This is a genomic window from Sphaerisporangium flaviroseum, assembly GCF_039537005.1.
Lineage (GTDB): Bacteria > Actinomycetota > Actinomycetes > Streptosporangiales > Streptosporangiaceae > Sphaerisporangium > Sphaerisporangium flaviroseum.
On the sequence record NZ_BAAAZR010000017.1, the window covers coordinates 99,317 to 117,133 of the forward strand.

At 71.1% G+C, this 17,817-nt stretch carries 21 protein-coding genes; 7 read left to right on the top strand and 14 right to left on the bottom strand.

The window, feature by feature from the left end:
• Positions 1–358: 358 nt before the first annotated feature.
• Entirely contained in the window at positions 359–2,347 is a 1,989-nt protein-coding gene (locus tag ABD810_RS23680; protein ID WP_344944366.1) for an alpha/beta hydrolase, read from the top strand.
• Positions 2,348–2,378: 31 nt separating this feature from the next.
• Here the strand turns inward: ABD810_RS23680 and map are convergent, their stop codons facing one another.
• Positions 2,379–3,227, bottom strand: a complete 849-nt coding sequence (map, locus tag ABD810_RS23685; RefSeq protein WP_344944369.1) for a type I methionyl aminopeptidase — start codon at positions 3,225–3,227, stop codon at positions 2,379–2,381.
• Between the two features lie 104 nt (positions 3,228–3,331).
• Here map and ABD810_RS23690 point away from each other — a divergent pair, with 104 nt between their 5' ends.
• Complete coding sequence (locus ABD810_RS23690) at positions 3,332–3,514, top strand: hypothetical protein (RefSeq protein WP_344944372.1); 183 nt, start codon at positions 3,332–3,334, stop codon at positions 3,512–3,514.
• Positions 3,515–3,547: 33 nt separating this feature from the next.
• Here ABD810_RS23690 and ABD810_RS23695 read toward each other — a convergent pair whose 3' ends face one another.
• The 4 genes from ABD810_RS23695 to ABD810_RS23710 are packed head-to-tail and all read right to left on the bottom strand — an operon-like array spanning position 3,548 to position 6,975.
• A complete protein-coding gene (locus tag ABD810_RS23695; protein WP_344944375.1) occupies positions 3,548–3,946 on the bottom strand; it encodes a carboxymuconolactone decarboxylase family protein in 399 nt (132 codons plus the stop codon).
• Entirely contained in the window at positions 3,939–4,787 is an 849-nt protein-coding gene (locus tag ABD810_RS23700; protein ID WP_344944378.1) for an NAD(P)-dependent oxidoreductase, read from the bottom strand. The genes ABD810_RS23695 and ABD810_RS23700 overlap by 8 nt, the downstream gene beginning before the upstream one ends.
• Positions 4,784–5,521, bottom strand: coding sequence for an SDR family oxidoreductase (locus ABD810_RS23705; RefSeq protein WP_344944381.1), 738 nt, complete (start codon positions 5,519–5,521; stop codon positions 4,784–4,786). The genes ABD810_RS23700 and ABD810_RS23705 overlap by 4 nt, the downstream gene beginning before the upstream one ends.
• Positions 5,521–6,975: an aldehyde dehydrogenase gene (locus ABD810_RS23710; RefSeq protein WP_344944384.1), complete on the bottom strand. Its 1,455-nt coding sequence runs from the start codon at positions 6,973–6,975 to the stop codon at positions 5,521–5,523. Before ABD810_RS23710 ends, ABD810_RS23705 begins: the two co-directional genes overlap by 1 nt.
• Positions 6,976–7,019: 44 nt before the next feature.
• On the opposite strand from ABD810_RS23710, the gene ABD810_RS23715 reads away from it, so the two are divergent.
• Positions 7,020–7,691 (top strand): hypothetical protein, encoded by a 672-nt coding sequence (locus ABD810_RS23715; RefSeq protein WP_344944387.1) that lies wholly within the window; start codon positions 7,020–7,022, stop codon positions 7,689–7,691.
• Positions 7,692–7,761: 70 nt separating this feature from the next.
• Here the strand turns inward: ABD810_RS23715 and ABD810_RS23720 are convergent, their stop codons facing one another.
• The 9 genes from ABD810_RS23720 to ABD810_RS23760 all read right to left on the bottom strand — a co-directional run bounded on the left by ABD810_RS23720 (position 7,762) and on the right by ABD810_RS23760 (position 14,245).
• Positions 7,762–8,298, bottom strand: a complete 537-nt coding sequence (locus ABD810_RS23720) for a nuclear transport factor 2-like protein (protein ID WP_344944390.1) — start codon at positions 8,296–8,298, stop codon at positions 7,762–7,764.
• Positions 8,299–8,331: 33 nt separating this feature from the next.
• The gene (locus ABD810_RS23725) at positions 8,332–8,523 is read right to left on the bottom strand and encodes a ferredoxin (protein WP_344944393.1); all 192 of its coding nucleotides are present in this window, start codon (positions 8,521–8,523) and stop codon (positions 8,332–8,334) included.
• A complete protein-coding gene (locus ABD810_RS23730) occupies positions 8,520–9,866 on the bottom strand; it encodes a cytochrome P450 (protein ID WP_344944396.1) in 1,347 nt (448 codons plus the stop codon). The genes ABD810_RS23725 and ABD810_RS23730 overlap by 4 nt, the downstream gene beginning before the upstream one ends.
• On the bottom strand, positions 9,863–10,654 hold the full coding sequence (locus ABD810_RS23735) for an SDR family oxidoreductase (protein ID WP_344944399.1): 792 nt from the start codon (positions 10,652–10,654) through the stop codon (positions 9,863–9,865). The genes ABD810_RS23730 and ABD810_RS23735 overlap by 4 nt, the downstream gene beginning before the upstream one ends.
• A 31-nt stretch (positions 10,655–10,685) precedes the next feature.
• Positions 10,686–11,891, bottom strand: a complete 1,206-nt coding sequence (locus ABD810_RS23740) for a cytochrome P450 (protein ID WP_344944401.1) — start codon at positions 11,889–11,891, stop codon at positions 10,686–10,688.
• Between the two features lie 5 nt (positions 11,892–11,896).
• A complete protein-coding gene (locus ABD810_RS23745; protein ID WP_344944404.1) occupies positions 11,897–12,487 on the bottom strand; it encodes a TetR/AcrR family transcriptional regulator in 591 nt (196 codons plus the stop codon).
• A gap of 61 nt (positions 12,488–12,548) precedes the next feature.
• Complete coding sequence (locus ABD810_RS23750) at positions 12,549–12,848, bottom strand: CBU_0592 family membrane protein (protein ID WP_344944407.1); 300 nt, start codon at positions 12,846–12,848, stop codon at positions 12,549–12,551.
• A gap of 277 nt (positions 12,849–13,125) precedes the next feature.
• The gene (locus tag ABD810_RS23755; RefSeq protein ID WP_344944410.1) at positions 13,126–13,362 is read right to left on the bottom strand and encodes a hypothetical protein; all 237 of its coding nucleotides are present in this window, start codon (positions 13,360–13,362) and stop codon (positions 13,126–13,128) included.
• Between the two features lie 298 nt (positions 13,363–13,660).
• Positions 13,661–14,245 carry a hypothetical protein gene (locus ABD810_RS23760; RefSeq protein WP_344944413.1) on the bottom strand — a complete coding sequence of 195 codons (585 nt, stop codon included), beginning with the start codon at positions 14,243–14,245 and terminating at the stop codon, positions 13,661–13,663.
• A gap of 84 nt (positions 14,246–14,329) precedes the next feature.
• On the opposite strand from ABD810_RS23760, the gene npdG reads away from it, so the two are divergent.
• The 4 genes from npdG to ABD810_RS23780 all read left to right on the top strand — a co-directional run bounded on the left by npdG (position 14,330) and on the right by ABD810_RS23780 (position 17,742).
• Entirely contained in the window at positions 14,330–15,013 is a 684-nt protein-coding gene (npdG, locus tag ABD810_RS23765; RefSeq protein ID WP_344944416.1) for an NADPH-dependent F420 reductase, read from the top strand.
• Between the two features lie 251 nt (positions 15,014–15,264).
• Positions 15,265–16,458 carry a trans-sulfuration enzyme family protein gene (locus ABD810_RS23770; RefSeq protein ID WP_344944420.1) on the top strand — a complete coding sequence of 398 codons (1,194 nt, stop codon included), beginning with the start codon at positions 15,265–15,267 and terminating at the stop codon, positions 16,456–16,458.
• Between the two features lie 59 nt (positions 16,459–16,517).
• On the top strand, positions 16,518–16,811 hold the full coding sequence (locus tag ABD810_RS23775) for an ArsR/SmtB family transcription factor (RefSeq protein ID WP_344944423.1): 294 nt from the start codon (positions 16,518–16,520) through the stop codon (positions 16,809–16,811).
• A 13-nt stretch (positions 16,812–16,824) separates the two neighbouring features.
• A complete protein-coding gene (locus tag ABD810_RS23780; protein ID WP_344944425.1) occupies positions 16,825–17,742 on the top strand; it encodes a serine/threonine dehydratase in 918 nt (305 codons plus the stop codon).
• Positions 17,743–17,817 lie beyond the last annotated feature (75 nt).

Sequence of the window (17,817 nt, forward strand, 5' to 3'; positions counted from 1 at the left end):
ACTGGGCGCTCCGGGGTCGCGGGGGCGGGACTGGGCGCTCCGGGGTCGCGGGGGCGGGACTGGGCGCTCCGGGGTCGCGGGGGCGCGCCGAGGTCTCGGGGGCGGGACCGGGCACGGCCCGGGGCGCGGGGGCGTGCCGAGGTCGCGAGGGCGGGACCGGGCGCGGTTAGAGCCGCCACGCCAGGGGCAGGGGCTCGCCACCCAGCCCTCGCATCGGTCACTACTCTCGTGTAGCGACTCGCGTGACCCCCGGCATACGGAGCAAGTGAAGTGATCGTTGTGCGTCCCCCAGCCACCGGAGCCGTCGCGTGATCCGCGTGCTCCCCGGCCTCGCCCCCGCGGCCGCCGGAGCCGCCGCGTGATTCGCCTTCCCGGCTCAGGCCGTACGTCCTGGCGGTGGGCGGCGGCAGGCGTGATGGCGGCGGCCCTCACCCTGCTCCTGACCGCACCGCCCGCCGTGGCCGGTGAGAAGCCGTCGGCCGTGGCCGGGGGGAAGCCGCCCGCCGTGGCCGGTGAGAAGCCGCCCGCCGTGGCCGGGGGGAAGCCGTCGGGCGTGGTCGCGGAGGGGGCGGCGCCCCGCCTGGAAGAGCACGCCTGTCCTGTGCCGGTGCCGACGGGCACCCGTTGCGGCTTCCTGGTGGTGCCGGAGCGCAGGAGCGTCCCGGGAAGCCGGGAGATCCGCGTGGGGTACGCCGTCCACCGCTCGACGGCGGCCGACCGCAAGCCCGATCCGGTCGTCTACACCAGCGGCGGCCCGGGGTCCCCCTCGATCCAGCTCACCGGGTACCTGACCGACATGGCCCTCGGCCGCGACCGGGACGTCGTCGTGATCGAGCAGCGCGGCAGCCGGTGGTCGCGGCCCCGCCTCGACTGTCCCGAGGTCGCCCGTGCGCTCGTCGACACGCTGACCCTCCCCGGCCAGACCTCGGACCCGACCGAGCGCACCCGCATCGCCTCCGGTGCCACGGCCTGCCGTGACAGGCTCACCCGGCTGGGCGTCGACCTTCGCGGGTACGTCACGAGCGAGATCGTGGCCGACGTCGTCGACCTGCGGCGCGCGCTGGGATACGACCAGTGGAACCTGTTCGGGGTGAGCTACTCGACCAGGTCGATGCTGGCGGCGGCCGCCGCCGACCCGAGCGGCACCCGGTCGGTGGTCCTGGACTCCTACTGGCCCGAGCAGGCTCGCCTTTACGACCTGGGCAAGGCCGACCTGGAGGCGGCTCTGGCGAAGCTGGGCCGCAAGTGGCGTGGGCTGCCCGGTCGCTTCGCCGCGATGGTCAGGCGCCTCAACGAGCGGCCCGCGAGGCTGGAGAGCACCGACCCGATCACCGGGCGTCCGCTGACCCTGCGCCTCACCGGGGACGACGTGGCCACCATCCTGACCGAGGCGATGCACGAGGTCGACGTCCTGCCGATCGTCCCCGCGCTGGTCGACGGGGTGGCCGACGGGGACGACCGCCCGTTGCAGGCGCTGGCCGACCAGGCCGGGGGAGGACTGCTGTCCCACGAGTTCGGCCTCTACCACTCGGTGCTGTGCCAGGACGAGGTCCCGCTCAACGTCTTCGCCGACCAGGGGCACCCGCGTTCGTTCATCGCCGTGGCCGACCAGGCCGTCTGCGCCGCCTGGGGCCTGCCCCGTTCGGCCGGTGGCGCCGCCACAGCCGCCGCCACCGCCACCACCCCCGCCATCACCGCGCCGGTGCTGGTCGTGGGAGGGGAGTTCGACCCGGCGACGCCGCCCGGACGTGCCAGGACCGCGGCCCAGGCACTGCCGGGCGCGCGGTTCACCGAGTTCGCCGGAGTGGGGCACGCGGTGTTCCTGTCGAGCCGGTGCGGCCGCCGGACCATCTCGGCGTTCGTCGCCGACCCGCGATCGGCGGCGCCGTGCGATCCGCGCCAGGCCGCCTACCCAATCTGGGGCCCGGGAGAGTTCCACCTCACCTCGGCGGTCTACCGGATGAGCATGGGCGCCTGGTGGCTGCTCATCCCGTTCGTCCTGTTCTTCGTGACGTCGGCCGTCCAGCTCGGGGTCGGGTCGGCGGCCTTCGTACGGCGGCGCCGCGCGAGGACCGTCTCGTCGGCGGTGGCCCTCACCACGGTCGCCGGCCTGGCGGGGGTCGCGTTCACGCTGCTCACGGGGGTGGGGGTCTATGGTGCGGCGAGACACGACCAGACCGCTCTGGCCGTGGGGATCCCGACCGCGGTGATGTGGTACGGCACGCTCGCGGTGCTGTCGGCGGTGCTCAGCGTGGTGGTGTTCGTCCGCAGCCGCTTCCGGTGGCGCCCGGCGGTGCCGGCCGTGGTCGGCGCCGTCCTTCTGGTCTGGTGGTTCCTGTTCCTCTAGCCCTGTGCCCGCGCCGCCGGCTCGGGCGGGGTCAGGGGAGGGTGAGGATCTCGCTGCCCGTGTCGGTGACCATGATCGTGTGCTCGAACTGGGCGGTCCGCTTGCGGTCCTTGGTGACGGCGGTCCAGCCGTCGGGCCACACGTCGTACTCGATGGTTCCGAGGGTCAGCATCGGCTCGATGGTGAACGTCATGCCGGGCACCAGCGTCACCGACAGGGACGGGTCGTCGTAGTGCGGCACGATCAGGCCGGAGTGGAAGGAGGTCGAGATGCCGTGGCCGGTGAAGTCGCGGACCACGCCGTAGCCGAACCGCTTGGCGTAGGCCGAGATGACCCGCCCCACGATGTTGAGCTGCCGCCCCGGGGCCACGGCCTTGATCGCGCGCATCATCGCCTCGCGGGTGCGCTCCACCAGCAGCCGGGACTCCTCGTCCACCTCTCCGACCAGGAAGGTGGCGTCGGTGTCGCCGTGTACTCCGCCGATGTAGGCGGTGATGTCGATGTTGATGATGTCGCCGTCGTTGAGCACGGTGTCGTCGGGGATGCCATGGCAGATCACCTCGTTGAGCGAGGTGCACAGCGACTTGGGATAGCCGCGGTAGCCCAGCGTCGAGGGGTAGGCGTCGTGGTCGCAGAGGAACTCGTGACCGATGCGGTCGAGCTCGTCGGTGGTCACGCCCGGGGCGATGTGCCGGCCGACCTCCTCCAGCGCCTGGGCGGCGATGCGCCCGGCGACCCGCATGCGCTCGATCGTCTCGGGGGTCTGGACATCGGACTTACCCCTGCGGGGCTCCTTGCGGCCGACATACTCCGGGCGCTCGATGTGGGCGGGGACCTTGCGGGTGGGCGAGAGCCGCCCTGGACGGAGCAGTGTCGTCATGCGGCAAGTCTAGTTCCGCGGCAAGGGGGCAGGATCTGCGTGAGAGACGAGCGTGGCGGGCGTTTCCGGCGACATCCGGGGAGGCCGCCGGGCGAGGAGGGCACATGAGCGGTGAGCAGTGGTGGTTCTGCCTGAAGCACCTGGCGGTCGAGCCCGACGAGGGCTGCCCGAACAAGGACCGCATGGGTCCCTACGCCACGCGTGACGAGGCGGCGGCGGCACTGCAGACCGCCGCCGCGCGCAACAAGGCGTGGCAGAACCAGGACAAGGACTGGGACGGCGACTGACTCCCCCTGATCAAAGGCGCGGCGCGGCCCGGCTCATCCGGCCTGGCCGTCGCCGCGCTCCCGCTCGCGCCTTTGTGCCTTCTCGTGCTTGGCGATGAGACCGTCGACCTGGACGCTGAGCTTGGCGCCGAGAGGCCAGCCGACGTAGTGGGTGAGGAAGATGGCGATCTCGCGGAGCTCGGCGGGGGAGAGCTCGCCGTTGGCCAGGGCCGACGGGATCTGGATGTCGAGGACGTCGTTGAGCCCCTGACCGGCCAGCATCCCGATGAGCAGCAGCCGGCGATCGCGCATAGAGAGCCCAGGCCGGGTCCAGATCTCACCGAAGAGGTGATCCACGGTGATGCCGAAGAAGTCGCCGGGAGCGTCGCCGACCTCCCATCCGTACACCTGCCGCATCATCTCCAGCCCGCGCCGCCGCCGCTCGTCACTCATCCTGGCCCCCTGACGGCCGAGGCAGGCCGAGACCTTCGGCGAAGCGCTCGCGGGCGAGCCGGGCGAGCGGGGTGTCGACGCCCAGTTCCTCGGCGAGCTCAAGGGCGAGGGACAGGTCCTTCTCGCCCAGCGCCAGCACGTGGCGCATGATGTCGTGCAGCGGGTCCTCACGGTCGAGGGGCGCGGTGGTGGAGCGGAGCATGATCGCGCCGGGTCCGCCGGTCACCGCGTCGGAGTGCCTGACCACCCGGCCGAGCCTGCGTAGCGAGACCCCGGACGCTTCGGCGAGCCGCTGCGCCTCGGCGGCGGCGGTGAAGGCGACGAAGTGCAGCAGGTTGCGGGCGAGCTTGGTACGGGTGCCCGCGCCCACCGGCCCCATGTGCAGCACCAGGTTCGCCCACGTCCCGAAAGGCTCCTGGCATCGGGCGAAGGCGGCGTCGGTGCCGCCGACCATGACCGCGAGGGTTCCCGCGTCCGCGCCCATGTAGCCGCCGCTGACCGGCGCGTCGACGATCTCGACGCCGTACGGACGCGCCCGCTCGGCGAGCCTCACCGCCGTCTCGGCCCGGATCGTCGAGTGGATCGCGATGACCGTGCCGGGGGCGGCGGCGGGCAGCACCTCGCCCACGACGTCGTCCACCTGCTCGTCGTCCCGCACCATGATCGAGACCAGCCGGCTCGGGCCGGTGACCGCGGCGGGGCTCTCCGCCCCCTGGGCGCCCTTCTCGACCAGCGGCGCCATGGCCTCGGGCCGGGTGTCGTAGACGATGAGGCCGAGGTCGATCAGGTGCCCGGCCATGGGGGCGCCCATCTGGCCGAGCCCGATGAAGCCGTAGGTCATGACCGGAACACCTCGCCGCCGTCCACGTTGAAGATCTGCCCGGTGACCCAGGAAGCCTCGTCCGAGAGCAGGAACAGGCACATGCCGACCAGATCCTCCGGGGTGCCCACCCGCTTCAGCGCCAGCTTGTCCCGGACGATCTTCTGCACCATGCCGCCGGGCACCACACCGCGGCTGGCCTCGGTGTCGATCGGGCCCGGCGCGATGGCGTTGACGCGGATCCCCGTGGCGCCCAGCTCGTGGGCGAGTTGCTGGGTGAGCCCGTTGATCCCGATCTTCGCCAGGCCGTAGAAGCCGGAGTACTGCCAGGCCGCCGTGGAGGACTGGTTGACGATCGCCCCGCCACCGCGCCCGGCCATGTACGGGTGCACGGCCCTGGCGCAGAGCAGCGCGCCGTCCATGTTCACCGCCATGAACCTCTTGTAGTAGTCCCAGTCGACGGTGACCAGGAAGTCCAGCTTCATCGTGCCGAAGATGGCAGCGTTGTTCACCAGGTGGTCGATGCCGCCGAAGGTCTCGGCCGTCCTCTCCGCCATGGCCTGGACCGACGCGGGATCGGACACGTCGGTCCGGACGTACAGCCCCTTGATCTCCTCCGCGACGGCCTCGCCCTTCTCGCTCACGTCGGCGACCGTGACGCTCGCGCCCTGTGCCGCGAGCGCCCTCGCGTAGGCCGCGCCGATGCCCTGCGCGGCGCCCGTGACGATGGCGACCTTGCCCTCGAACCGGCTCATCAGACCCCTTCCGCGATCGACTTGGTCTCCAGGTACTCCTCGAACCCGGCGACGCCCATCTCGCGGCCGGTTCCCGACTGCTTGTATCCGCCGAACGGCACGTCGGCGGAGTACCAGACGCCGCCGTTGACGCTGACGGTCCCGGTGCGAAGGCGTCGTGCCACCGCCCGTGCCCGGTCCAGGTCGCCGCCGTGCACCGCGCCCGACAGGCCGTACGGCGAGTCGTTGGCCAGCCGTACGGCGTCGTCGTCACCGTCGTGCGGAAGGATCACCAGCACCGGTCCGAAGATCTCCTCCCTGGCTGTACGGGATTCGTTCGCCAGCCCGGTGATCAGCGTCGGCTCGATCCAGAAGCCCCGGTCCCGGCCCGCCGGGCGCCCGCCACCGGTGGCGAACCCGCCGCCCTCCTTGACCGCGAGTTCCAGGTAGCCCTCGATCCGGTCCCGCTGCCCGGCGGAGATGACCGGGCCGCACACCGTGCGGTCGTCGTTCGGGTCTCCGACCCCGATCTTCTTCATGGTGTGCGCGGTGATCTGTACGGCTTCGGCGTAGCCATCGCGCGGGACGAGCAGCCGGGTGGTGATCGCGCAGCCCTGCCCGGCATGCGTGCACGCGGCGAAGGCGGCATAGGAACAGGCGCTCTTCAGGTCGGCGTCGTCGAGCACGATGAAGGCCGACTTGCCGCCGAGCTCGAGGAACACCTTCTTGAGCGTCTCGGCGGCGGTTCGCATGATGGCGCGTCCGGTCGCGGTGGACCCGGTGAAGGAGATCAGGCCGACCCGCGGATCGGCGCACAGCTGAGCGCCGAGGGCGTGGCCGGCGCCGGTGATGATGTTGACGACGCCGGGTGGGATGTCGGTCTCGTCCTTGATGAGCAGGCCGAGCGCGGCCGCGCACCATGGCGTGTCAGGAGCCGCCTTCAGGACGATCGTGTTCCCCGCGGCCAGCGCCGGCCCGAGCTTGGCCAGGTTGATCTGGTGCGGGAAGTTCCACGGGGTGATGGCGCCGACGACACCCACCGGCTCGCGGACGACGCGCCGGTCACTGGCCATGCCCATGGGCGCGGCCCGTCCGAGGTCCCGTTCCCACTCGTACTCCTGCGCCAGGTCCGCGAACCAGCCCAGGTCGGCGACGGGCGCGTCGAGTTGCGCGCCGTATGTCAGGAACCGTGGCGCGCCGGCCTCCGCGATGGTGAGCTCGCGCAGCTCCTCGGCGTGCCGGGTGAGCGCTTCGCGGAGCTGCCGCAGGCAGCGCGTCCGCCGGTCCAGGTCGGTGGCCCAGCCGGACTCCTCGAAGGCGCGGTGGGCGGCGGTGATCGCGTGGTCCAGGTCCGAGGCGGCGGCGTCGGCGGCCTCCCCCAGAACGGCCCCGGTCGCCGGATCGATCGTCTCGAACCGCCGGTTTCCGTAGAGGTGCTCACCGTCGATAAGGAGGGGCGACGAGGTGTTGAACAAGTGATTGGTTGTTCTGGACACATGTCCAGACTACAGTTCACCCCATGACGGGACGCAAGGACTATTCCGGAGAATTCGATCCGGCCTTCCGCTTCGAGGACCTCTCCAAGGAGGCCTTGGTGCGCCTGGTGCGGGAGTACGCGTTGATCGTCCATCTGCTCGACCGCTCCGCCCTCATCGCCGTGGGCCTGCGCCACGGTCAGGAGGCGGTGGAGGAGATCGCCATCCAGGAGTGGCAGGGAGCCAGCCCGATCTACACGCGGCGGCTCCGCGAGATCATGAAGATCGAGGGCGACGGGGTGTCGGCGATCTTCAAGTGCCTGCAGCTCGACCCCGGCTTCGCCCAGCACTACATGGACGTGGAGTACGAGCTCGTCTCCGAGACCCACGGCTTCTTCCAGCTCCGCACGTGCGGGGCGCTGCTGGACGTCGAGCCGTTCGGGGAGCGCGCGGTCCGGGGCATGTGCCACCACATCGAGGACGGCACCTTCGACTGGACCGCCCAGGCGGTGAACCCCCGCGCCCGCATCCGCCCCGTCCACCGGCCTCCGCGGACCCCGGCCGGCCGGGTCCCGCACTGCCGCTGGGAGGTGATCATCGACGACTCCACCGAGCCGGTGGGCGAGGCCGAGATCACCAGGATGACCGGTGGCACCACGGCCGCCCGGTTCCGCTTCCCGCCCATGAAGGACGGCACCCCGCACATCCCCGCCTGATCCCCTCCCACCGCTCCGGGTCGCGGCCGCAGGACGACCCCGAGCGGTGGCGCTCACCTATCGGCGGTGCTCACCAGAGGGGTACCGGGGTCTCGCCGCGTTTGTAGTACCCGGGGATCGGGGCGCCGGACGCCGCCCGGTCGAGGCGGCGCCTCATGCCGTCCGACAGCGCTCCCGCCTTCATCATCGTGACGAACAGCGAGGTGACGTTGCCCAGATCGAACCAGTCACGCTGCCAGGACCACTGGAAGTTCCCGCCGTACCGGAACCAGCTGCCGCCGATGCCCGCCACCTCGTAGGCGCCGCCGTCGGCGATCTGCTTCCAGAAGCCGACCACCTCGCCGTTGCGGTCGTCGATAAGGATGCTCTGGTAGGGGTAGGACCAGCCGTCGAGGCCCCCCATCTCCGAGCCGAGCGCCAGGTCGCGGATCTCGCTCCGGCCCACCGCCATGAAGTCCTGGGCCGGCCCGACGTTCCAGCCGTAGGTGGCGTCCTCGGTGTAGAGCTCGGCCATCGGGCGCCAGTCGCCCGCCTCCTCACACCGCTTGTTGGCGTCCAGCCACCGTCGCACCATCTCTTCGAGCTCGTCTCGGTCGAAGGCGGGCATGAGCGTCTCCTCTCCCGGCGCGCCGGCCGGGTCTCAGCGGATCAGTTGGAGGGCCTGGGTCGGGCAGAAACGGGCGGCGGCCTCGACCTCCTCACGCATCGACTCGGGGGGCCGGGGGTCCAGGATCCGGACCTTGCCCTTCTTGGGGACCTCGAAGACCTCGGGCGCCTCCAGCTCGCACACCGCGTGCCCCTGGCACAGGTCGAGGTCGGCCTGGACTCTCACGGCCGCCTCCTGCGGTAGCTCACGGCGCACGGGCGCGCGAGTTGGACGACCATCTTGGAGTGGTCGTTGCGGTAGGAGTCCGGATCCTGCGCCAGGGAGAACTCCCAGTCCCGCAGCAGCACCGAGAAGATCGCCTTGAGCTGGATCATCGCGAAGTTGGCGCCCACGCAACGGTGCCGGCCGGCGCCGAACGGCACCCAGGTCCACCGGTTGACCAGGTCCTCCTCACGCGGCTCGAAATAGCGCGCCGGGTCGAAGAGGTGCGGCGAGGGGAAGTCGGAGGCGATCCGGTTGGACACCGCCAGGCCGCAGCCGACCATCGTCCCGGCCGGGATGAGGTGGCCCAGGACCTCCTGGTCGGATTTGGCCACGCGCAGCAGCAGTATGAGCGGCGGATGCAGGCGCAGCGCCTCCTTGATCGCCGATTCGAGCAACGGGATCGCGCGCAGCGCCTGGAAGCTGATCTCCGATCCGTCGGCGTAGAGGTCGTCGAGCTCCCGTACGACGCCGTCCAGCACGGGTGGATGGCGGAGCAGTTCGATCAGGGTCCAGGCCGCCGTGCCGGAGCTGGTGTGGTGGCCGGCGAACATCATCGAGATGAACATGCCGGTGATCTGGTCGGCGGAGAACCTCTCCGAGCCGTCCTGCTCGCGGATCGACATGAGCACGTCGAGCAGGTCGCGCTCCTCCCGTGGCGGGCGGGGGAGGGCGGCCCGATCGTCCATGATGCCCCGCACGAGGGCGACGAGCTGGACGCGGGCCTCGTCGCGGCGGCGGAAGCTCTCGATGTCGGCGTAGGGGTCGACGTAGGCGAGCGCGTCGGTGCCCTGCTCCAGGTCGTGGTACAGCTCGGCGAAGCGGTGGTCGAGCTGCTCGCGGAACCGCCTGCCGATCAGGCAGGACGACGAGGTGTAGATGGTCAGCTCGGCGAACCAGTCGAGCAGGTCGATCTCGCCCTCGGGCCCCCACGTCGCGACCATCCGCTCCACCTCGGCGGCGATCGTCGCGGCGTGGCCCTTGAGGAAGGAGCCCTTGAGCGCCTGGTTGTGCAGGGCCTCCCTGCGCTGCTCGGGGGTGGTGTCGAACACCACGCCCTCGCCGAAGATCGGCGTCATGAACGGGTACGCCTCGGCCTGGTCCAGCTCCTCGTCCGGCGCGCGGAAGAAGAACTCGTTGGCCTCGGCGCCCGACAGCAGCACCACCGGGCGGCCGGCCAGCCGGAACTCGCCGACGTCGCCGCACTCCTCACGGACCCGCCACATCAGGCCGATGGGGTCGGTGCGGAGCTCCTGGAGGTGGTCGGGGCCTCCCGAGACCAGGGCCGGCCGCTTGGTCGCTTTCACCGGTTCTCCTTCGGCTTGGTGACGGCCGCTTCCGGCTGGACCTCGATGAGAGCCAGATGGGTGCCGCGCGGTGCGCCGACGACGGCGGCGACCGCGGCGGCGACGTCCTCGGGCCGCAGGAAGTACGGGTGGCGGGCGAGCCCCCACTTCGCCCAGTCGGAGAGGACGAGCTCGGTCGTCCGCGCGTCCCAGCCCATGCCCATCCCGGTCATCGTGGGGCCCGGCCGGACCATCGACACCCGGACGCCCGTGCCCTCCAGCTCCATCTGCATGGCCCTGACCATGCCCTCCAGGCCGTGCTTGGCCGCGACGTAGGCGCCCATGCGGGGGCGCGGCGCCCGTACCACGTCGGAGGAGACGAAGACCAGATCTCCCCGGCCGCGCTCGACCATGCCGGGGGCGACGTGGGACACCAGGCGGTGCGCGCCCACCAGGTGCACCTGGAGCTGGGCGGCGAACTCCTCGGAGTCCATCCCGTGGATCAGTTCGGCGCTCAGGTCCCCGGCCGACGAGACGACGACCTCCGGGGCGCCGAAGGAGCCGGTGGCGGCCGCCACGAATCGCCTGACCGAGTCGGAGTCGGCGACGTCCAGGGGATGGACGAAGGCCTCGCCGCCGTCCTTGACGATGGCCTCGGCGATCTCCTCGCATCTGTCGACCCGGCGCGCGCCGAGCGCGACCGGATGGCCCGCGGCGGCGAGCACGCCGGCGGTGGCGGCGCCGATCCCGGAGGAGGCTCCGGTGATCAACGCGGGGCGCCGTCGCGGCTGTGGTTCGAATCTGGGCATGGGCGCGGGTCCTCCATCGGCTCGGGGTGAGTCACATGGCGGTGCGGAGGGTGACGGAGATGGGCAGGGAGGCGAAGCCGCGCACGTTCACGGAGTGAACGCGCACGGCGTTGCCCGTATCGATGTCGTACGAACGGACCTGCCGCACGAACTCGGTCAGCGCGATGCGCGCCTCCAGGCGGGCCAGGTTGGCGCCCAGGCAGAAGTGCCGGCCGCCGCCGAAGCTGATCAGCTGCGAGGTGTCGCGGTCCAGGTCGTAGACGTCGGGGGCCGGGAACACCCGGGGGTCGCGGTTGGCCGCGCCGATGAGCAGCAGCAGCCGCCCGCCGGCGGGCACCGTGCGGCCGTGCAGCTCGGTGTCCTTGGTGACCGTGCGTGCGAGCGTCTGGCTGGAGGCGTCGTAGCGCAGCGTCTCCTCCACCCACCCGGTGACCAGTGCAGGGTCCGCCATGGGCTTGGCGAGCTGGGCGGGGTTGCGCCGGCCCCAGTAGAGCGCGTTGGCCACCAGCTTGGTGGTCGTCTCGTTACCCGCCACCACCATCAGGAAGAGGAAGGCGATGATCTCATCCTCGGTCAGCCGGTCCCCGCCCTCCTCGGCGGCCAGCAAGGCGGAGGTGAGGTCGTCGCCGGGCCTGCGGCGGCGCTCGGCGACCAAGTCCTGGTAGTAGCCGACGAGGGTGAGCGAGGCCTCCATCCCGGCGGGCGGGACGTCGTCGAAGCCCTCCACGCGGTGGACGACCACATCGGCGAGGCGGCGCAGTTCATCCCGGTCGGCCTCGGGGACGCCCATCGTCGCGCAGATGACGTCCATCGGAAGCCTGCCCGCGAAGTCGGCGACGACGTCGAACTCGCCTTTCTCCAGGGCGGGGCCGAGATGGCGGCGGGTCAGGCGCAGGATCTCCCCTTCCAGCTCGCGGACCCGGCGCGGGGTGAAGCCCTTCGAGACCAGGGATCGCATCCGGGTGTGCGTGGGAGGGTCCAGCGCGAGGAAGGACATCGTCCGGTGGGCGGTCGGGCCCCAGGCGCTGGGGTCGAGGGAGACGCCGTTGACGTTGGAGAACCGCTCGTGGTCCCGGAACGCGCCCGCCACGTCGGCGTGCCGGGAGAGGGCCCAGAAGTCGACGTCGTCGTTGCGGTAGAGCGGCGCCTCCTCGCGCAGGCGTCCGTATGTCGGATAGGGGTCCTCGTGCATCGCGTAGTCGTACGGGCTGTACGAGACAGGGGGGAGGGGGGCCACGGCTGCTACCTCACGATGAGTTCGGCGATCTCGGTCAGGCGCTCGGCGGTCTCCCCGTACGAGGTGTAGCCCATGCCGGCATGGACGAGCGCGCCCGCGTAGGCGAGCTCCAGCGCGTTGAGGATCTTGTGATCGGCATGGGCGCCGAGGGCGGCCCTGAGCCGGCGGCGGATGGTCAGGCCGATGCGCCCCCGCAGTTCCTGGACGTCGGGGTCGGCGCCGAGCATCGCGGCCGTGCAGGCGGCGGCGAGTTGCGGTTCGTCGGAGACCAGCAGGGCGATCTCGCGGAGCACCGCCGTGACCTGGGCACGGGCCTCGGCGGTGGAGGTCCGGTCCGCGCTGCCCGGCTCGATCGGGGGCAGGGCGCTCAGCCGGCGCCAGAACACCTCGGTGATGAGGTGGTTCTTGGAGGAGAAGTAGGTGTAGGCGGTCGCCGGTGCGACGCCGGCACGGCGGGCGACGTTGCGGACGGTCATGCCCTCGAAGCCGGTCTCCCGCACCTCGTCGACGGCCGCGACCGTCAGGCGGCGCACGGTGTCGGCCTGGCGGCCGGTCAGTCGTCGGCGGGTGGACTCGGTCAGCAATTCACCGGACACGTGTCCAGACATTAGTTCGGTCTTTGCTCACGCGCAAGCGAGAGCGATACGGCAGGTCTCTCTAGTGCCAGCTCGAGTCGTCCGCGAGGGGACCGTCCGGCAGGTGTCGGCGTTTCCACGGCCGCGTGGTGGCCAGCCGCCAGAGCGTCAGTATGCCGATGCCGCTCCAGACCAGGTTCAGCACGGCCGAGGGCCACGCGAAGTGGAAGGCGGAGTTGATCATGAGCCCGATCGCGCCGCCCAGGTTGATGAGCTGGTAGGCGAGGCTGTCGCCGGTCAGCTTCCGCATCGACAGCATGGCGTAGGCGTAAAGCAAAGCCCCGGCCCCGAGGAGGCCTACAACATCGATCAGGACGGACACGGGCTCACGCCTTACCGTAAGGGACGAATCGCTCTGAAACTAGACGTCTAGGGACATAAGCGTACACACCTATATAGTCCCGAAGCACGACCGTAAAGCGCAAGTAAACCCACCTTAGTTGAAGTGGAAGCTCCTCTATGAGGGTTCTGCGGCCGCGTACAAGGCGGTCATGGCAGCGCGCCGAGTGCCATCGCGGAAGGGGTCACGCGAGAAGGGGCGAGCCTTCGGCGGGTCAGGCGACACAGGGGAGACGGGTCACGCAAGGCGGATCCGGGCATCACCTTCCGTGCCTGGCGGGGCTCTGCCGGGAAAGGCCGGGGGGCCGGACCGGCCACTCGCACTGGATGGCGAACAGCAGCGCCGGATCCCCGGGCCGGCCGCCCGGGTTCGCCCAATCGAAGTTGACCCCGGTCACGATCTGCTTCTCGGTCAGACCCACGTGCCGCGTCGCCACCTCCGCGGTCAGGGGCGTGTCGTCGGGCAGGCACGACAGAGCCGCCCTGAGTTGTCCCACCGTCCATTGGGACCGGCGCCGGTCTCGCACCGTTATACGGCGTACTGTGGCGTCGCGTACTTTCAAACGTGGACCGTCCATCCTCGGGTCCCCCTTCCGTGGTGCCGGCCTGGCGCCGGTGGCGACGGCGGTGGTACGAACCCCCAGGTGCCGCCGCTACAGTTCTCACGCTACGCCCGTCGCCGGACGAGCTGGCAGGGAGCCGGGTCAGGGATGCGACGTGGGGGGCCAGGGTTCCGAAGCGAGCGGAACCGCTTCACAACCTGATGAACGTATTGCTCCCGAAATCCCGGAAAGATCAGTCGGGGACCCGCGGGCCGGTGATGCGCTCGGCGAGCCGGGCCAGCCGGTCGAGCAGCCGGGAGCGTGGTCGCGGGGACTCGCCGGCGGACATGCTGACCAGATGCTGGGCGGCGTCGAAGGTGAACAGGCCATCCTGGGGTGGCACGGCCAGAGCGTCATGGGCCAGGCCCTCAAGCTCGGGATCGCCGCCGTCGAGAGCAAGGATCGTCGCTCCCGTGCGCCGCGCGTCGTCGACGCGTTCGAGCAGCGGCACCGGAGCCTTCTGCTCGGTGACGACGAACAGCGTCTCACCCCGTCGCGCCGCCTGAATGCGGTCGATGCCCACCGCCAGGTGCGAGGGAGCCCCAGGCGGGGGGGACCAGCGCACCAGCGTCGGGGCCAGTTGCGCCAGCCCGGAAAGGCGCGCCTCGTCGTCGAGGTGCGCGGCGAGGTGCCAGGGCTCCTCCTCCGGCGTGCCCACCACGAGCAGCCCGCCGGGAGCACGGGTCGAGCGGAGGCATAGCCCGAACTCCCGGGTGCGCTCGATCCACCCGGTCGTGGAGAGCACCTCGCGAAGGAAGGCCACCGACGCAGCGTCCATGGCCCAATGGTGCATCACCGCCCCCGCCGCCGTCCTGAGAAGAAACACCTGGCATGATCTGGGATATCGCGGGGAATCGAGGAGATGAGCGAGAGCATGGGCGATGAGCTTCCAGACGTCAGCGGGCTGTCGATCGGGATCCTCGGCGGCACCGGTGACCAGGGCAAGGGGCTGGCCCGCAGGTTCGCGGTGGCCGGGCACACCGTTCTGATCGGATCGCGCAGCGCCTCGCGCGCCCAGGAGGCGGCCGACAGCCTCGGGCCCGGCCTGCCCGTGCGCGGCGCCGAGAACCCGAGCGTCGCCTCGGAGGCCGACATCGTGATCGTGGCCGTGCCGTGGGACGGGCACCGTTCCCTCCTGGAGTCGCTGCGCTCCGAACTGGAGGGCAAGATCGTCGTTGACTGCGTGAACCCGCTCGGCTTCGACAAGCAGGGGGCCTTCGCGCTGGACGTCGAGGAGGGCAGCGCGGCACAGCAGGCGGCGGTGGTCCTCAGCGGCAGCAGGGTGGTCGCGGCCTTCCACCACGTCTCCGCCGTGCTGCTGCTCGACCCCGAGGTCGAGGAGGTCGACCTCGACGTGCTGGTGCTCGGCGACGACCGGGAGGCCACCGGCACCGTGCAGGCGCTGGCGTCCCGGATCCCCGGCGTGCGCGGGATCTACGGCGGCCGCCTTCGCAACGCCCGCCAGATCGAGGCGTTCACCGCCAACCTGATCTCCATCAACCGCCGCTACAAGGCCCACGCCGGCCTGCGGATCACCGACGTCTGAGCGGCTTCTGGGCGAACGTTCGCGCCGGCCGGCCGTCGCGAGAAGGCGGTGGGCCGGCGCCACCGTTGGCGCGAGAAGGCCGCCGGCCGTCCACCCGCCGGCACGAGAAGGCCGCCGGCCGTCCCCCGCCGGCGCGAACTGGCCGCCGGCCGCGCGATGCGATGCGGTGGCCATGGACTCCGGGGATGTGACGAAGGACTCGCCATGGATGTCGAAAGTGGACGCGGGGGATCTGACAAAGAGGCCTTCTTGTGCACATCCTTGACGGCATGAGCTCCTTGCATCCGGAAACGCGGGCCGTCCACCTGCCGAAGCCGGCTCTCAACGGCAGCACGCCGATCGCGACGCCCATCTACCAGACCTCGGGATTCGTCTTCGACGACCCGGCCGTCTTCGCCGACGGCATGAGCCGCCCCGATGGCGCCTTCGTCTACGGGCGTCTCAGCAATCCCACCGTCCGCGCTCTCGAAGAGGCCGTCGCCGGTCTGGAGGGTGGTGTGGCCGCCGTCGCCGCGGGCTCCGGGATGGGCGCGATCAACTCCGTGTTGCTCGCGCTGCTCCGGCCCGGCGACCATCTGATCGCCCAGAACGCTCTCTACGGTGGGACCGCGGCCTCGATCGCCGACCTGGCCGGCCGGTTCGGAATCTCGGTGACCTACGTCGCCCAGGACGATCCCGCGGCGGTGCGCGAGGCCGTGCGGCCGGAGACCAGGCTGCTCTACCTGGAGACCATCGCGAACCCGATGACCCAGGTGGCCGACCTTCCCGGCATGTGCGCCGTGGCGCGCGAGGCGGGGCTGCTGTCCGTGGTCGACAACACCTTCGCCTCTCCGGTCCTGTGCCGTCCGCTGGAGCACGACGCCGACATCGTCGTCCACTCGACGACCAAGTACATGAGCGGTCACAGCGATGTCATCGGCGGGATCGCCGTCTTCGCCGACGACGAGCTGTACCGGAAGGTCTGGGCGTACGCCACCAAGCTCGGCGCCACCCCCGATCCCTTCGCGGCGTGGCTGACGCTGCGCGGCCTGCAGACGCTTCCGCTGCGCATGGCACGGCACTGCGACAACACCCGCCTGCTCGCCACCCGCCTGGCCGAGCATCCCGCCGTCCGGGCCGTCCACTGGCCTGGACTGCCCACACACCCCTCCTACGAGCTCGCGGCCAAGCTGCTTCCTGACTTCGGGGGTGTCTTCTCGTTCGACCTGGCCGGTGGCCGTGACGCCGGCGAGAGGTTCATGAGCTCGGTACGGCTGGCGCTCCTCGCCCCCTCGCTCGGTGGGGTCGAGACGCTGATCCTGCATCCGGCCACGACCTCGCACCGCACGCTGACCGCCGACGAACTGGCGCGCAACGGGATCGGGGAGGGCACGGTACGGGTGTCGGTCGGCATCGAGCACCCCGAGGACCTGTGGGCCGACTTCGTCCAGGCCCTCGGCGGGTAGCCGGCTCCGGACGGTTGACAAGTTCCTTAGTTACTTAGGAAACTTCCTAAGTGATTCCCGTGGATGTTCTCAGCGCGCTGGCCAGCGAGCGGCGGCTGCTGATCCTCGGCTGGCTGCGAGACCCGGTGGCGCACTTCCCGTCCCAGGTCGACGGCGACCTGGTGGAGGACGGCGTCTGCTCGGTCTTCATCGCCACCAAGCTCGGCATCACCCAGCCGAGCGCCACCGGCCACCTCAAGATCCTCGAGCGGGCCGGGCTGATCCAGGGCAAGCGGATCAAGCAGTGGGTCTTCTACCGGCGGGACGAGGAAGGGATCGCCGAGATCAAGCGAGTGCTGGACACGGAGCTGTGACGAGGAGCGATCGATGGTTGTGACACGCGAGGACGTCGAGCGGGCGGCCGCCCGGATCGCCGCCCACATCCGCCGGACACCGGTGATGGAGGGCGAATACGGGACCCTGCTGAAGCTGGAGGCGTTCCAGCACGCGGGCTCTTTCAAGGTCCGGGGTGCCTTCAACCGCATCCTGTCCGCCGACCGGCTGCCCGGCGCGGGGGTCATCGCGGCGAGCGGAGGCAACCACGGGGTGGCGGTCGCGTACGCCGCGCACAAGCTCGGCGTCCGGGCCGAGATCTTCGTGCCAGAGATCTGCGCCCCGGTCAAGGTGGAAGGCCTGCGCGCGCTGGGCGCCCACGTCACCCAGACCGGGTTGATCTTCGCCGAGGCGTACGAGGCGTCGGCCAAGAGGGCCGCGGAGACCGGAGCCCTGGACATCCACGCCTACGACCAGGCCGAGGTGGTGGCGGGCCAGGGCACGGTGGGCCTGGAGCTTCTTGATCAGGCGCGCGACGGCGGGGGAGTGGACACCATCCTGGTCGCGGTGGGCGGCGGCGGGCTGGTCGGGGGCGTCACGGCGGCGGTGGCGGGCGCGGCCCGGATCGTCGCCGTGGAGCCCGAGCGCATCCCGACCCTGCACCAGGCGCTGGCGCTGGGCGGCCCGGTCCAGGTCGACGTGAGCGGGGTCGGCGCCGACGCGCTGGGAGCAAGCCGGGCCGGGCGCATCGGCTTCGACATCGTGGCGGCCGCAGGCGTCCAGTCCGTCCTGGTCGGCGACGACGCGATCGTCGAGGCGCGCCAGGAGCTATGGCGGGCCTACCGGATCGCCACCGAGCACGCCGGAGCCGCCGCGCTGGCGGCCCTGCGCTCGGGCGCGTACGTGCCCGAGCCGGGTGAGAGGGTCGCCGTCATCATCTGCGGAGCCAACACCGACCCCGCCACCCTCTAGACCGGCCCCGGCGAGGTGGTCTGGGGGCCCGGCCCCACCGCTCTCTGGACCGGAACCGGCGAGTCCGCGGGGTCG